Annotated in this window: 18 protein-coding genes, 1 pseudogene and 1 other annotated feature; of the genes and pseudogenes, 14 read left to right on the top strand and 5 right to left on the bottom strand. The window is 44.2% G+C overall.

What is annotated here, in order from left to right; all coding sequences use genetic code 11:
* The first annotated feature begins 4 nt into the window (after nucleotides 1-4).
* The gene (locus K2225_RS04475) at nucleotides 5-535 is read left to right on the top strand and encodes a 2'-5' RNA ligase family protein (RefSeq protein WP_220583661.1); all 531 of its coding nucleotides are present in this window, start codon (nucleotides 5-7) and stop codon (nucleotides 533-535) included.
* 182 nt (nucleotides 536-717) lie between these two features.
* Here K2225_RS04475 and K2225_RS04470 read toward each other — a convergent pair whose 3' ends face one another.
* Nucleotides 718-1,170, bottom strand: coding sequence for a PH domain-containing protein (locus K2225_RS04470; RefSeq protein ID WP_220583660.1), 453 nt, complete (start codon nucleotides 1,168-1,170; stop codon nucleotides 718-720).
* A gap of 359 nt (nucleotides 1,171-1,529) precedes the next feature.
* On the opposite strand from K2225_RS04470, the gene K2225_RS04465 reads away from it, so the two are divergent.
* The 3 genes from K2225_RS04465 (at nucleotide 1,530) to dnaN (ending at nucleotide 3,494) form a co-directional block, all read left to right on the top strand.
* Entirely contained in the window at nucleotides 1,530-1,790 is a 261-nt protein-coding gene (locus K2225_RS04465; protein ID WP_220583659.1) for a hypothetical protein, read from the top strand.
* Nucleotides 1,791-1,804: 14 nt separating this feature from the next.
* On the top strand, nucleotides 1,805-2,272 hold the full coding sequence (locus K2225_RS04460; RefSeq protein ID WP_220583658.1) for an NUDIX hydrolase: 468 nt from the start codon (nucleotides 1,805-1,807) through the stop codon (nucleotides 2,270-2,272).
* A 106-nt stretch (nucleotides 2,273-2,378) separates the two neighbouring features.
* Nucleotides 2,379-3,494 carry a DNA polymerase III subunit beta gene (gene dnaN / locus K2225_RS04455; protein WP_220583657.1) on the top strand — a complete coding sequence of 372 codons (1,116 nt, stop codon included), beginning with the start codon at nucleotides 2,379-2,381 and terminating at the stop codon, nucleotides 3,492-3,494.
* Between the two features lie 300 nt (nucleotides 3,495-3,794).
* Here dnaN and K2225_RS04450 read toward each other — a convergent pair whose 3' ends face one another.
* On the bottom strand, nucleotides 3,795-4,727 hold the full coding sequence (locus K2225_RS04450; RefSeq protein WP_220583656.1) for an oxidoreductase: 933 nt from the start codon (nucleotides 4,725-4,727) through the stop codon (nucleotides 3,795-3,797).
* A 140-nt stretch (nucleotides 4,728-4,867) separates the two neighbouring features.
* Between K2225_RS04450 and K2225_RS04445 the strand changes: the two genes are divergently transcribed.
* From K2225_RS04445 to K2225_RS04425, 5 genes and pseudogenes are all read left to right on the top strand, one after another.
* A complete protein-coding gene (locus tag K2225_RS04445) occupies nucleotides 4,868-5,407 on the top strand; it encodes a sigma-70 family RNA polymerase sigma factor (RefSeq protein WP_220583655.1) in 540 nt (179 codons plus the stop codon).
* A complete protein-coding gene (locus K2225_RS04440) occupies nucleotides 5,400-6,437 on the top strand; it encodes a hypothetical protein (RefSeq protein ID WP_220583654.1) in 1,038 nt (345 codons plus the stop codon). The genes K2225_RS04445 and K2225_RS04440 overlap by 8 nt, the downstream gene beginning before the upstream one ends.
* Before the next feature lie 109 nt (nucleotides 6,438-6,546).
* Nucleotides 6,547-6,741, top strand: a complete 195-nt coding sequence (locus tag K2225_RS04435) for a DUF2298 domain-containing protein (protein ID WP_220583653.1) — start codon at nucleotides 6,547-6,549, stop codon at nucleotides 6,739-6,741.
* 31 nt (nucleotides 6,742-6,772) lie between these two features.
* A pseudogene (locus K2225_RS04430) lies at nucleotides 6,773-7,123 on the top strand (GNAT family N-acetyltransferase); the annotation flags it as partial.
* A gap of 117 nt (nucleotides 7,124-7,240) precedes the next feature.
* The gene (locus K2225_RS04425) at nucleotides 7,241-7,468 is read left to right on the top strand and encodes a hypothetical protein (protein WP_220583652.1); all 228 of its coding nucleotides are present in this window, start codon (nucleotides 7,241-7,243) and stop codon (nucleotides 7,466-7,468) included.
* A gap of 46 nt (nucleotides 7,469-7,514) precedes the next feature.
* Here K2225_RS04425 and K2225_RS04420 read toward each other — a convergent pair whose 3' ends face one another.
* Nucleotides 7,515-8,240: an alpha/beta hydrolase gene (locus tag K2225_RS04420; RefSeq protein WP_220583651.1), complete on the bottom strand. Its 726-nt coding sequence runs from the start codon at nucleotides 8,238-8,240 to the stop codon at nucleotides 7,515-7,517.
* Between the two features lie 555 nt (nucleotides 8,241-8,795).
* On the opposite strand from K2225_RS04420, the gene K2225_RS04415 reads away from it, so the two are divergent.
* From K2225_RS04415 to K2225_RS04395, 5 genes are all read left to right on the top strand, one after another.
* Nucleotides 8,796-8,942: a hypothetical protein gene (locus K2225_RS04415; RefSeq protein ID WP_220583650.1), complete on the top strand. Its 147-nt coding sequence runs from the start codon at nucleotides 8,796-8,798 to the stop codon at nucleotides 8,940-8,942.
* A 117-nt stretch (nucleotides 8,943-9,059) separates the two neighbouring features.
* Nucleotides 9,060-9,686 carry an FMN-dependent NADH-azoreductase gene (locus tag K2225_RS04410; RefSeq protein ID WP_220583649.1) on the top strand — a complete coding sequence of 209 codons (627 nt, stop codon included), beginning with the start codon at nucleotides 9,060-9,062 and terminating at the stop codon, nucleotides 9,684-9,686.
* A 166-nt stretch (nucleotides 9,687-9,852) separates the two neighbouring features.
* Nucleotides 9,853-10,078: a binding site (T-box leader), on the top strand.
* 43 nt (nucleotides 10,079-10,121) lie between these two features.
* On the top strand, nucleotides 10,122-11,363 hold the full coding sequence (tyrS, locus tag K2225_RS04405) for a tyrosine--tRNA ligase (RefSeq protein WP_220583648.1): 1,242 nt from the start codon (nucleotides 10,122-10,124) through the stop codon (nucleotides 11,361-11,363).
* 25 nt (nucleotides 11,364-11,388) lie between these two features.
* Nucleotides 11,389-12,009 (top strand): nucleotidyltransferase domain-containing protein, encoded by a 621-nt coding sequence (locus K2225_RS04400; protein ID WP_220583647.1) that lies wholly within the window; start codon nucleotides 11,389-11,391, stop codon nucleotides 12,007-12,009.
* A gap of 67 nt (nucleotides 12,010-12,076) precedes the next feature.
* Nucleotides 12,077-12,547 (top strand): tetratricopeptide repeat protein, encoded by a 471-nt coding sequence (locus tag K2225_RS04395; RefSeq protein WP_220583646.1) that lies wholly within the window; start codon nucleotides 12,077-12,079, stop codon nucleotides 12,545-12,547.
* Nucleotides 12,548-12,553: 6 nt separating this feature from the next.
* Here the strand turns inward: K2225_RS04395 and K2225_RS04390 are convergent, their stop codons facing one another.
* Together K2225_RS04390 and K2225_RS04385 are read right to left on the bottom strand one after the other, a co-directional pair.
* Nucleotides 12,554-13,345 carry a cytochrome c oxidase assembly protein gene (locus K2225_RS04390; protein ID WP_220583645.1) on the bottom strand — a complete coding sequence of 264 codons (792 nt, stop codon included), beginning with the start codon at nucleotides 13,343-13,345 and terminating at the stop codon, nucleotides 12,554-12,556.
* Nucleotides 13,338-13,817, bottom strand: coding sequence for a DUF2243 domain-containing protein (locus K2225_RS04385; RefSeq protein WP_220583644.1), 480 nt, complete (start codon nucleotides 13,815-13,817; stop codon nucleotides 13,338-13,340). Before K2225_RS04385 ends, K2225_RS04390 begins: the two co-directional genes overlap by 8 nt.
* Between the last annotated feature and the right edge of the window lie 42 nt (nucleotides 13,818-13,859).

Here is a 13,859-nt window from a genome sequence, read left to right as displayed (position 1 = left end):
AAACATGCAGCATTTCATTGGTTGGGTACCACCGGAAGATTTCAAAGAGAAGGTCATTCACTTTCAAAAAAAGTGGAGCGGAAATACGATCACAGAAGTTGTCGAGCCCCATATCACGTTAAAGGCTCAAGGAGGTCTGACCCCTGACCGGAAATGGTTGGACCAAGTGAGGGAAACGTGCCGGAGAACCAATCCCTTTCGTGTCCAATTAGGAGGACCCGCTTTTTTTGGAGAAGACGTGCTTTATTTGAGTGTGCGTTCAGAAAAAGTCTATGACTTACATAAACAAATGGTCCAAATCGCCGAACCCACTTCAAAGCAGGTGGATGATTATTTTGAGTTGAAACATTTCGTCCCTCATTTGACGCTCGCAAAGACGACATATGGTTTATCTAAACTAGACCTGTTCGATATGGCTAAGGCTGCGGATAAAGAGTTTCGTCCTTTCCCAGCGTTTGAGGTGGACCGGGTCAGAGTTTATGAAGAAGGTAGTCCGAATAGATATAGAAAGCTTGAAGACATAACATTAGGTTGAATGGAGTTGGAATCCTTTTCTTAAATTGAATCTTGTCTGTAAGTACTTGTCCATGGGGAAGAAACGAATCCGTCTGAAGAATGATGAGCATGGAAACTCTCTGTTTTCTCTGGTACATACTGATCGAGTTGGCCCCTGCTCTTTCCTGAAGGCTTCTTGGAAAGAGCTCGGAATAGTCTGCCTTAATTATTCTCCTGCGTCAGCATGGGATCAATTTTAATGTGAGGATTTTCCTTCTTCATAACTTGGAGGAACTTATGTTCATCTTTTGGGGAAATCGACGTAAACATAAATTCACCGTAAAGAATTTCGAGTTTTCTTATGGATAAAGCAGGGGATGAGATCAGACTCTTGGTTGATTTGATTTTCTTTATATCCTCGATGGCAATCCTCTTTCGCAGCGGTCCAGAATGAATGTACATATGTCCGTCCTTAACGGTGTAACCTGTACGGAACAAGATCCATAATAAAAGAACGATCATTCCTCCGGACATCACATAACCTAAAGGATCACGGTAGGTGATGATTTGAAAACCGATGGGTTCTCCTCCGAACAGATAGATGAAAAAAATGAAAAGGATCAAGCCCCAGACGGTTATTGAATAAAAGATATTTCTTTTGGATGGGAAATACATAACGGTTCCTCCTTTCTATAAGTTACGATAACCTTTTTCAAAAGGTTTCAAGAAATTGTCATTCTCCTTTTTTATACAGGGCCGTATGAGAGAGGCAAGCAGATCTATAACCTGAAGCATTCCTTTTATCCTCCTTAGGTCGTAGATGAAATCATTCCACTACCTGAGGGAATAGCGATGAAAATTCGCTATCCTTGTTGTATAGAAAAAAATAGCTTCTGTAACCTTGGTGTCAGGATGGTGGATATGTTCTAATCAGGTTCATCGATTTGAATGGGGGTTAAAAGCCTAGGAACCAGGACAGTTGACGAGAGAAGTCTCATAGCAGTCGTTCACATGTAAATAAGGGGGCGGAAAAGATGTGTGGTATATTAGCGATGTGGTTGGATGAAGTTGGCAGGCTCGGCGTCGTTGAACGAAAAGATGAACGTTTTGGATCTTCCTTTCATCCGATTAAGATGGATGAGAGAACAAAAGAAATAGTCATCATAAATAACCTTTGGTACACCACTTATACAGGTGCTCGTCATTATTTCCGCTTGAATACGAATGATTACCGTGTATCCGGACGGATGCAGAAGGTCGATGTGGTACATAAGGCATTAAGAGAATCTTCATGAAGAAGGAGAACACCATGGATTATATTCGTCATTTGCGCTCCATGGTCGGTCATGAGAAGGTGCTGATGGTCGTCGCAGGAGCGCTTGTATTTAACGAAAAGAACCAATTATTGCTGCAGCTACGGACGGATTCGGAAGGCTGGGGGGTACCAGGTGGATTTATGGAACTGGAAGAGTCCGTTCAGGAAACGGCACGGCGGGAAGTTTTTGAAGAAACGGGATTGACCTTGAACGATATGGAACTTTTCGGTATTTACTCTGGTCCTCATAAGCACAAAGTCTTTGGAAATGGAGACAAGGCTGCTATCGTTGAAATATGTTTTAGCTGCCGTTCCTATGAAGGGAAGTTGGTGAAGCAGAATGAAGAATCATTGAATAATCGCTTTTTTGATCTTGATGATCTTCCCGATGACATCTTTCAAGACCATCTGCAGGTTATTAAAGATGTAAAGAATAAACGTGTTTCACCAGTTGTAGGATAATGATGGAAAGGGACTTCCTGTAAATATAGGGAGTTCTTTTTTTGAAAAAGAAGGACAAACGTACGTTCGTGTCGAATAGGGATATAGAAAGGGAGGGGTTCTGGTCATGGAATTACGAATACATAAACATACATTAGAAGAAGCTGTCTCTGAAACAGCCTCTGTTCTCGGAAGAAAATCGCTGCTTCCTGTACTAAATGGGATTAGGATGGAGGTAACGGAAAGAGAGCTTATCCTTGTTGGGTATGATGGAGAGCTCATGATAAAGAAAGTGGTCCCGGTCCATAAGGGAGGGTTCGAATCGCTTGAACCAGGAGCTTGTATATTACCAGCTGATTTTTTTCAGGGTTTGGTAAAGAAAATGCCTGGTCCTGTACACATGAAAAAAGTAAATGACCGGATGATGATTGAATCCGGAGAAGTTAAAACTTCCTTGTCCGTCCTCTCAACCGAAGAGGATCTCCATCTCCCTGAAGTTCATTCGGATGGCTCTATTTCGATAAGTAGTATAGATTTGGTGGAATTGGTCCGACAAACCCTTTTTGCTGCAGCTGAAGAAGGAAGTCGTCCCGTATTAACAGGCATCCATATTGAATTTTCCGGAAATCACGTGCAGGCTCTAGCCACAGACTCCCACCGATTAGCTTTTGTGAAGAAAAAATTAAATAGCGGGAAAAAACATTCCTGTACGGTACCAATGAAAACGTTGAGAGAGCTAGTGAAACTTTTTAAAAATAGAAAGGATTGTTTGGAGGTAAGCATCACCGACCAACTATTCAAAATCGAATCGAGCGAAGTGACACTGACTTCAAAGTTGATTGATGGAGCATTCCCCGATATGGCAGCTTTCTTATCCAAATCTTCAAAGGCAGAACTGGTCATAGATAAGAATCGTTTGATGTATAGTGTGGACAGAGCTGGTTTGTTTGCGAAAGATAGTAGAAACCACCAAATCAAACTACGTTCGACAAAAGAGAAGACGCTGAACATTTCTTCCTTCTCTCCGCAAGTAGGAATGATTGAGGAAAACATCCCTTTAATAAAAGCTTCAGGAGAGGATCTTATGGATGTTTGGATTGACAGCGTCTTTTTGTTAGAAGCTTTAAAAGCTACGAAAGGAGAAGACATCCAGATCTTTTACAACGGAACAATGAGTCCACTGATCCTTCGCAGCAAAGGAAATGACGAACAGGTTCATGTCATTTCGCCTGTTCGAGCATAAGAGGATGGAGGCGATGTCGGTTTAACTAGTCAAAAGTGAAATGTAAAACATCCAAAGAGATGTTTCTAAAACGCAATCACCGCTATACAATTAGTATCATCCTAGTTTATGTGGCTATTAACTGGAGGCCTATATGGAATCCCTGTCTTCTCCTGAGGACTGTGCCTCGGTGATGCTCCTCTCCGTTTTTCTATACCCCTATTATTCCAATGAAGGTAATTCATTCGACTTAATACCTGAATGTATAACAAAAAGAGCTGAAGAGGACGGTCTCTTCAGCTTGGTGTAAACGGACTAAGGTTATTGATTTAAAGGGTAGATGACGCCAGTTAATTCCTCGGATACTTTCCACAATTGATCGGCATCCATGACATCGTAAGACTTTGTGATTGGAGCGACTGTGACAGGGGCGCCTTTCATTTCCCACCTGCCTCCTGGGCCGAAGTATTCTCCTCCTTGTACCTCCGGGTCTGTCGCTGCCCTCAAACCAGGTAGCGCTCCGTCTGAAGCTTCCTGAGTCATTGGTGCAAGCAGACGACCAAGAATCTTGTATAGGAACTTATCTTCAATGTGCCTCATAAGATTAGTGCTTGCTACCCCGGGGTGAGCAGCCGTTACGGTGATGTCCAACCCATTCTTTTCAATTCTCCGTTGCAGTTCTTGAGTGAATAATAAATTCGCAAGCTTAGACTGGGCATAAGCCTTCATTGGTGTATACCCTTTGCCGCCTTCGAACATCAGGTTATCGAAATTCATTTTCCCGGACTTATGGGCATTGCTAGAAATGTTTACAATTCTAGCGTTTGGGGTTTTCTTTAACACTTCAAACAAATGTCCAGTCAGAGCAAAGTGACCGAGGTGGTTGATGCCGAGCTGCTGTTCAAAACCATCTTTTGTTTTTCCGTAAGGGGTTGTCATGACACCTGCATTATTGAGTAGTAGATCCAAACGCTCATACTTTTCGTTGAAGGACTCGGCGAACGTCTTCACCGACTCCAGATCGGCTAAGTCGAGAGCCATGACATCAATCTCTGCATTCGGGTTTTCCTTCTGTATGGATAAATAGGCTTCCTGCCCCCGTTCCATGGACCGTGTACCAAGAATAACCGTTGCCCCACGTTTGGAAAGAGCTTTCACTGATTCATACCCTAAACCGCTGTTCCCTCCAGTTACAATCACTATTTGACCTTTCAAGGAAGGAATATCTTCTTTCGTCCACGCTTGTACTTTCATCCTTATCACTCCTTATAGATTTAATAGTAAGAAAATTCCTCATATATGTAAAAAGAATAGCCTTCAAATGAGCACATAAAATTTTATGGAACCTCTTCATAAACCATTTCGTCCAAGATAATGACAAAAGGGGGGAGCTTATGAATGAGGAACAAATGCAGGGAAGAACAGATAAAGAGATTTTAGTCGACTTGATGGAATCCTATGGTGCCATGGTCGTAAGAATTGCTTTTACCTATGTGAAAGACCGGCAGCTAGCTGAGGATTTGGCGCAGGAAGTTTTTATTCGCTGTTATCAGCATTTACATACGTTTGAACACCGATCGAGCTACAAAACCTGGTTGTATCGCATAACAGTCAATCATTGCAAAGACCATGTGAGAAGCTGGTCGTTCCGGAATTTGATTCCTTTTGAGCCAGTGAAGCTAGAAAAAGGAGAGGAAACGAACAGTATAAGTGAGCAAATGTTAAAAGAAGAGGAAAGCCAGGTTCTTTTTCAAAAGGTGCTAAGGCTTTCTGTGAAGTTGAGAGAAGTCATCATCTTTTTTTATTACGAAGAATTATCGGTAGAGGAAATTGCTAGGCTGTTGGATGTCAATGTGAATACAGTTAAAACAAGGCTGCACAGGGCTAGGAATAGTTTGAAGAGAATGTTGAAAGGGGGAGAAGTCTTTGAGTAACCGATGGAAGTATCCTGAAAAGGTCAACCAGATGAAGTTCGAAAGAGAGCGCCAGAAGGAAGTATTAGAACGTTTACAAAGCCCGGGGTCTGTAAGGAAAAGAAAGATTGGACGCTTTTGGATGGCCTTTGCTGTCGTCGTGCTTTTGCTGGGTGGATTATTATTTAAACCCGGGATGGAGCACGTCGTTGCAAAAATTCCTTATATCAGTCAGTTTATCGAACAGGAAGAAGATCGCATGGAGCGGATGGAGACATTTTTCAATGAGGCCCACCAGTCGATTGGAAAAGAGGGGTATCGGATCGGAAACATGCAGGTCAGTAAGGATGATAAGGAAGTCATCGTTGAACTGATTGATATGGAGGATGGGAAACGGAAAATCCAAACCATTGTTGAGGATCATTTAGAAGAGAACGGTTTTGATAATTATTCGGTCTCAGTGAAGCCTTTTGAAGAAAGAGTCTACCAGTCGGATGTGACCGAAGAGGAAATGGAACAGTTCCACAAAAATACGAAGGAACTGGAAGGAAAGTTAATAGCACGACTGCAAGAAGAAAATTTTGAGCTTATGTTTCCGGTCCAAGTTCAGATGAACCCGACTCGAGGGGTTTATATCAATGTCATTGTTCCAGAAACAGAAACAAGGTTAAGTCTCTTGGAAGATATCATGTTGGAAGAGGGGCGGGTATATAACGAAAAACCAGAACTCGACATTCGTCAAGTAGAAAAGAAAGCGAGGGAACAGGAAAAACGGTGGGAAGAAACGGGAGCGGTGAACGATATTGCCCAGGCAATGATGGAATCGGAAGAATATCCAGTGACAGGTTTTGCTTACTCTTTTCATCCATATCCACTCCAAATCAAAATTAAAACTTCTCTTGATCACCCAAGTGAAAGTTCAATGGAGATTGCTGAAGAAATGAGAGAGGAAATTGACCTCTTCATACAAACCGGAGAAAAAACAACCCCGATTAGAGACGATAAATATGAGGTTTATGTTCTCAGTAAAGACAAGATAAACATCAAATGATCCTGACGTCACCAGTAAGGTGGCGTCTTCATTGAAGGAGTGCATAGGTTTTGAAATAATAGAATGAGATATGAATGTTCTAAGTTCAGCATAGGAAAGGAGAGGTTGGATGCTTGCAAACATTATGTGGGGACTGTTTCTTGTATTGTTCATTGCCTTTATGATTTTCTTGGACAGGAAAAAGACCAAAAAGCGCAGAGGGCAGCCTCCCGTTCGGAAAACAGAGCAGGAAAAAGAAGTGGAACGCGCAGTGGCACGAGAAAAAGGCTTTCGTGGGGGACCTGGAGGAGGTGACGGAATGTGATCAACGGGGGATCGGTTTATATTAGAGAGTTTACTTTTTCGTTATCTTCCAGAAGGGTACAGATCAGCTAATAGGAACGGTCAATCTTTTTCAAGTGATCCGCGGACCATTACAAAGTTCGTTCATCGGTTATTTTCTTGATCAGGATTATAATGGGAGAGGCTATACGACAGAGGCTGTGAAACTTCTTGTCTCATATGCTTTTAACCACCTCCAATTACATAGGATTGAAGCAGGGGCCATGCCTCACAACAAAGCATCCATTCGTGTGCTTGAGAAAGCGGGCTTTCACAAAGAGGGGAAAGCAAAGAAAAATGTAAAGATCAATGGAAGGTGGGAAGACCATCAAGTCCTTGCGATTATTAACCCGGAGGATGCATAGTTTTGCGGGGATAATACGGACCATTAAAACGGACACTTTAACGAAAAAAGAAAAGCATTGAAACCTTTCCTGGTGGTTTTACGTACTTGTAATAAGACGAAAAGGAGGGTTTCACATATGTGGGGAGTTCTCGTACTTGTAGGTTTGTTGGTCGTGCCGCTTTTGTATGGGTTCCTGCGCGATGCTTTCGGATGGAACAGGAACAAATTTCACGGAGATGAAATGAATAAACAAAAACGTAACTCTGTTGAAAAACGTTATGATCAAGCAGATATTCAGAAGGACAAAGTTCGTCAACAGTCGAGGAACCAAGGGAACCACGGAGGGTTCGGAGGCTTTCATTGATGAAAAAGACCGGGGACTTTTTAGGAAGCTCCGGTCTTTTCGAATGTCAGGGTTGATTTTCGACCCACTCATGGATCGTCCGGACGATGATCTCTTGTTGCGTCTTGGCGGGAATTTCAGCCGGCTGATCCCCTTTTTGTGGACCATACATACCGAATTGGGCATGGTTACCTCCTTCGATTTGGTAAAGAGTCGTGTCTGTCGAAAGCAATGATTTCGTTTCTTCTATTTTTGATTCAGTCGTTAACCCATCATTCTCAGCATAAATGGATAAAATCGGAGTGTCCGTTTTGGCAAAGCTGCTCCCTTCCGTGGGATAAGAAGCTAAGAGAATTAATCCATTTGTATCATCCGGATGTTCTTTTACAAAAGAGGCAGCGGCAACCCCGCCAAGGGAATGGCCCCCCACATACCATTCTTCAACCTTATCGTATCGTTCCATTAGCTCCTGCGCTTTATTTCCGTTCAGGATGGGTAAGTTCAACGTCATCTCCGGAATCCCTATCACATATCCCTCGCTCGCCAGGTGTTGAGTCAGATAGCTGTATGCAGCTGGTTCGACCTTAGCTCCAGGGTAAAGGATAATTCCTTTTGTACCGATATCTTCGGGCTCATGGACGACCCACCCGTCTTTTTGGTGGGTGTCTTCGACAAGACGACTCATTTCTTCAGACGGGTCATACGTTTGTTGGGTCCAGATGATGAAGGTGAGGATTCCAACACTAATCAGGGCAAGGAGACCGAACAATAAATACTTTAGCCACTTTTTCACTTTCCCGACCTCCTTCTTTTCATTAAAAGACTTATGTAAGCAAATTATAATAAGGGTATCGCCCTATAGCAATGGTTTTGCCCTAGTGATCCAGATACAGTGAAGTGTAACACTGGTTCCATCAGAGGATAGCGGCAATTTGAGGTAAATCTGTTTGGATTGAGCCAATTGATGAAAACGACTTTTTTCATCTTCATCATCACTTCCACATCTATCCGAAGTTACACCTGTTTATAGATACACACTTGTGTCTATGCCACACTCTGTTCTAAAGAAAGTATTGCCTGACCGCATGTTTGACGCATTTCCATTCCAGTATGAAGAATAAAAAGGATAAAATTGGTACTTTATAGTTGGATTAGTAAGACGATAAAAAGGAAGGGACGTGACTGTATCATCCTTTTTTTCATTTGATTAGGATAAAAAAAGGGGTTCTTGCAACGAGCTCGAAGTCTTACATAGAGAAATTTAGAATAGAGCCCCTTTTCATAACTTGGGAATATTCGCTTGTTAAAAGCGGAAACTATTGAAAAAAGCACGAAAGGAGGCGACCGTATGGAAAACACACCTTTTCACTACGATGGACGATCCGCTGTAAATCAAGAGGGAGTACCACACGAGGAGTTTGCGATTACAGATGAAGCAAGAAAGAACATAGCAGCTAATCCTTACCTGCATGAGGTTACAGCTGAAAAGGAGTAACAGCTGTTATTAAGAATCCATCCTAATCAGGACGGATTCTTTTTTTATGTATTTAATAAGTAAAAAGAGTCGTTTTTATCCAAACTATACTATCTTAAATCGAAAGGTAGGATACGTATGGCAAAGGTTTTATATATTACCGCTCATCCACACGACGAGACCGCCTCTTACAGCATGAGGGTAGGCAAGGCATTCATCGACAAATACAAAGAAGTGAATGCCGGGGATGAGATTATTCACATCGACTTATACAGAGAAGACATTCCTCATATTGATGCTGATATTTTCAGCGGGTGGGGGAAACTGCAATCCGGTGATGAACTTTCTGACGAAGAAAAAAGGAAAGTCGAGCGACTGAGGGAGCTGAGTGATCAATTCATCTCTGCAGACAAGTACGTCTTCGTCACCCCAATGTGGAACTTCTCTTTTCCTCCTGTGATGAAGGCTTATATCGACTCGGTTGCCGTAGCGGGCAAAGCATTTAAATATACAGAGCAGGGTCCCATTGGTTTGCTCACAGATAAAAAAGCCTTCCACATTCAGGCCTGCGGGGGAATTTACTCGGAAGGACCGGCGGCAGGAATGGAGATGGGGCATCGGTATTTGAACATTGTCATGCAGTTTTTCGGCGTCCCGTCCTTCGATGGTATTTTTGTTGAAGGACACGCAGCGAATCCGGACCAGGCGGATGAGATTAGAGAACATGCGATTGACAGGGCAAAGGGTGCAGCTCAGACTTTTTAAGTTTTTATTTACCTGTTGTCTGTTTATTTTATTAGTCGATCTTTCCTTTGAGTAGAAAGAATAAACGGATAACATTGACCACATAAAAAAGGTCAAAATATAAAAGATTCAGACAAAAGCGTTGACATCTTCTTCCTTACCGCGTAACATAATCCTAACTTTAATACCTACGGCAATGACAGAAATTCAGTAGTGAAGAGATCCCTGTTTTCAGAGAGTCGACGGTTGCTGCGAGTCGATACACATCTCGTCATGAATTACCTTCTGGAGCTTCTTTTACGAAAACTCAGGTGAGTAGTGGAAGACGGTAAATCCGTTATCTTTTTGAGGGGAGGATGAATAGATTCGTCTTCAACTTGGGTGGTAACGCGTGATGAAGACACGTCCCATGAGGGGGCGTGTCTTTTTTGTATTCTAAAATGGGAGGGCTGTAAGATGAATGAACAATTGAATGACGTACAAAAAGAAGAATTGGAAAAGCAATGGGAGGTTCTATCTTATGGTGTATCCTCCATCATTCCGGAAGAAGAGTTTAAAGACAAGATCGCAAAGTCGATCAAAAACCGACAGCCTCTGAAAGTGAAGCTGGGACTCGACCCGACGGCACCGGATGTCCACCTCGGTCATACGGTTGTTTTGAATAAGCTGAAACAGTTCCAGGAATTCGGGCATACGATCCAGCTCATCATCGGTGATTTCACCGGGAAAATCGGGGATCCGACGGGGAAAGCGACCGCTCGGACCGCATTGACGGATGAGGAAGTGGAGCACAATGCGAGGACCTACTTCGAGCAATTCGGCAAAGTGATGGATATGGAAAAAGTGGAGCTCCATTACAATTCGAAGTGGCTCTCTCAAGTAGGGTTCTCAGAAGTCCTGAAACTCGCGAGTACGGTGACGGTTGCGAGGATGCTCGAGCGCAATGACTTTCATAACCGGTACAAAGCGAATAAACCGATCCACCTTCACGAATTTTTCTACCCCGTCATGCAAGGATACGACTCGTATGCTTTAGAATCAGATATCGAGCTCGGTGGAACCGATCAGGAATTCAATGTGTTGTTTGGCCGTCATGTGCAGGAGCACTTCGGGAAGGAAAAACAAGTGGTCCTGCTGATGCCGTTAATGGAGGGGCTTGATGGTGTAGAGAAAATGTCGAAGTCGAAAGGCAATTACATCGGCGTGGATGAGCGGCCGCAGGACATTTTCGGAAAGACGATGTCGATTCCTGATGCGTTGATCATGAAATATTTTGAGCTCGTGTCACCGTTATCTATCGAAGAAGTGCAGGACGTGAAACGGAGTCTTGATGAAGGGACGCTTCACCCGCGGGATGCCAAAATGAAGCTTGCCGCTTCCTTTGTTGAAATGCTTCATGGGAAAGAAGCGGCCCGTCTAAGCCGTGAACACTTTACGAATGTTTTTCAAAAGAAAACGATGCCGGACGAGATCCCTGAAGTGATGTGGGAAGAAGATGGGGAGGTAAGTGTCGTCGACCTCGTCAAGGAGCTTGGACTCTTGCCATCAAAGAGCGAAGTGAGAAGAATGATCAAGAATGGCGGCGTACGGATCAATCAGGAAAAAGTGACGGACGCAAACCAGATGGTGCAAGGGCAGGATGGAACGATCGTTCAAGTCGGAAAAAGAAAGTTCGTCCGATTAAGAAGGTCTTCCTGAATTGAGGGAAAAGGGGAAATGAATGATGGATCGTGAGCTGTTTTTAGAAAAAGCAACCAGGCATATGAGGGAGAATTACAAGTGCCATACGGTATTTTTGTACGGTTCCTACCAGACGGATGACTACACGGAAGAAAGTGATGTCGACCTGATCGGTTTTTCCGATGAACTGGAAACACAGAACAAAGTGGAAACTTTCAGCGGGAAGCTCCTGGATGTATGGGTCCATAAAACCGAAGAGATGGAAGAGCCAGCCAACTTTTTGAAAGTCCATGGCGCCAATGTGCTTGTTGATGACCACGGACGTGCGAAACCCTGGATGTCTGAAATTGATTCCATCTTCCAGAAGGGGCCGGCATCTTTGAAGCCGAAGGAGAAGCAGTTTTTGAAAGATTGGCTGACGAAGATGAAGATACGTTCGAGAAAAGGGGATATGGAGGGGCGCTATCGCTTTCACTGGCTTGTGAAGGAAAGCCTTGAGATTTATTTTGAGATGATCGGACGGTGGTACCTTGGACCGAAAAAATCATTGAACTGGTTACGGGAACACGATGAGGAAGGGTACAGGATTTACGATAAGCTTCTGGAGGGACCAGGAGATCGCAGGCGGTTGGATGCTTGGATCGATCACTTGCAGAAGCTGTAAGTCTATCGTTGGTTTATCGGCTGATTTGAGGATATATCCATTCGTTTATAAAGGAAGGGGGGATGACATGAATCAAATCCAATTATTGTTGGATGAAGGAGAGCTTGAGAAAGCAAGAGTGGAAGCATTGGATCATCTGAAAGTGGATGAGGAAAATGCAGAGGTGAATTACCTGTGTGCGGTCTCCCATGATGCACAGGGGATGGAGCGGGAAGCCATTCCGTTTTATGAAAAAGCCATCGACCATGGAATTCAAGGCGATCGTAGAACCCAGGCCTATATTCAGCTGGGAAGCAGTCTTCGGTGCACGGGAAAGTATCATGAAGCGAGGGAAGTCCTGGAAAAGGGAGCGCGGGAATTTTCAGGCAATCCCGCGATTAAGGTTTTCCACGCGATGACCTTATACAACTTGGAACAGTCGCCAGAAGCTGTGAAACAACTGCTGACCGTCCTTGGTTCTCATGCGGATAGCCCCTGGATGAAGAAGTACAGAAAAGCCATATCCTTTTATGCAGGGAGGCTGGATCAAACGTGGTAGGGCTTTTCATTGACTAGCTGGGATGCTCTTATCCGGTTGAGTGGCTTTATACCACTGCAAACAGAGGATGAAAATAAGAACGGCATCAATGGCATCGCCTCCGTAATACATAAGCATGGACCCTGCCTCTGCCTGCCTTTGGCTAACTCCTTCGGGAGGTGAAGCATACAAGTATTTCGACAAAATTCCGTGGCCGGCAAGAGCGATGATGAATACGATGGCCCGGTAAAGGTAGCTGTAGCGATGAGCGACAGGTTCGGTGTAAATCATGGCCATTGTAAAAAGGTAACCGGCCAGGAACACATGCACATGGACGAGCACATGAATCCACAAACTTTGATGCATCATGTGATATAAATCTGTGGTGTAGAGCACCCATAATCCACCTATGTTGAGAATGGATGCAGAGATCGGGTGGCTGATAACACGTACATAAGTACTTTTCAGAAGAAAGGTCAGTTTTTTTGCAGCGGAAACGGGAAGCGTTCTTAGCACAAGGGTGACCGGTGCGGCGAGGACGAGCAGGAGCGGGGCGAGCATGCCTAAAAGTAAGTGCCCCATCATGTGAGCGCGAAAATCGATGCGCGCCTGGTCAGCGAGCGGGCCGATGACAGCCAACCCTGCACACAGGACCCCGATGGACCAGCACACATAACGCCAAGTCGGCCATTTTTGTAAATGAGGAGAACGATTAGAGACGAAGCCCGCTCCTATGTACAAGCCAATGGCTAAGAGGAAAGGGAACGACAAAGTCAAGTCAAACAGGAGCCCACTTCCGTCCGCATGCGCCTCATGCATCGGAAGGGGCTCCTTTTTTGCTGGTGCGTTTGAGAAGGAATAGACCTGCAGCAATCATAACGACAGCGGATAGATTCCACACCAGATCATAAGGGATCACATTTTCTACATAACGGATCTGATGCAGCCGCATCAGTTTATGCTGGATGATCCCGTCGTACAACTGGAAGGAGCCTGCCCCAAGCAGCACGCCGCCCCACCATTGCTTCGACGACAAGCCATACCTCCTTTTCAGGTCGGCCAAAAGAAACAGGCCGCCAATGGTTGCGAACCAGCTGAACGCGTGAAACAAACCGTCGGATATCAGCCCGATGTCGGTGGTGGATTGATCGTAAAAGTGGTGCCATCTTAGCAGTTGGTGGAAAATCGTTTCATCGATAAAAGCAGCAAGGCCGATTCCGAAAAGGACTCCGGACCATAGGCTGCGCTTTAAGGTGTGTTTTGGATCAGAATGAAGGGTTTTTGAACTCATAGAGAAACCTCCCGTCCTTCAAAATTCTTCCTATGGTGTACC

This window comes from Halobacillus sp. Nhm2S1, assembly GCF_019599545.1.
In the GTDB taxonomy this organism is placed as follows: Bacteria; Bacillota; Bacilli; order Bacillales; family Halobacillaceae; genus Halobacillus.
Note: the sequence above shows the minus strand (reverse complement) of the source record. Positions and strands in the feature narration are given on the sequence as shown.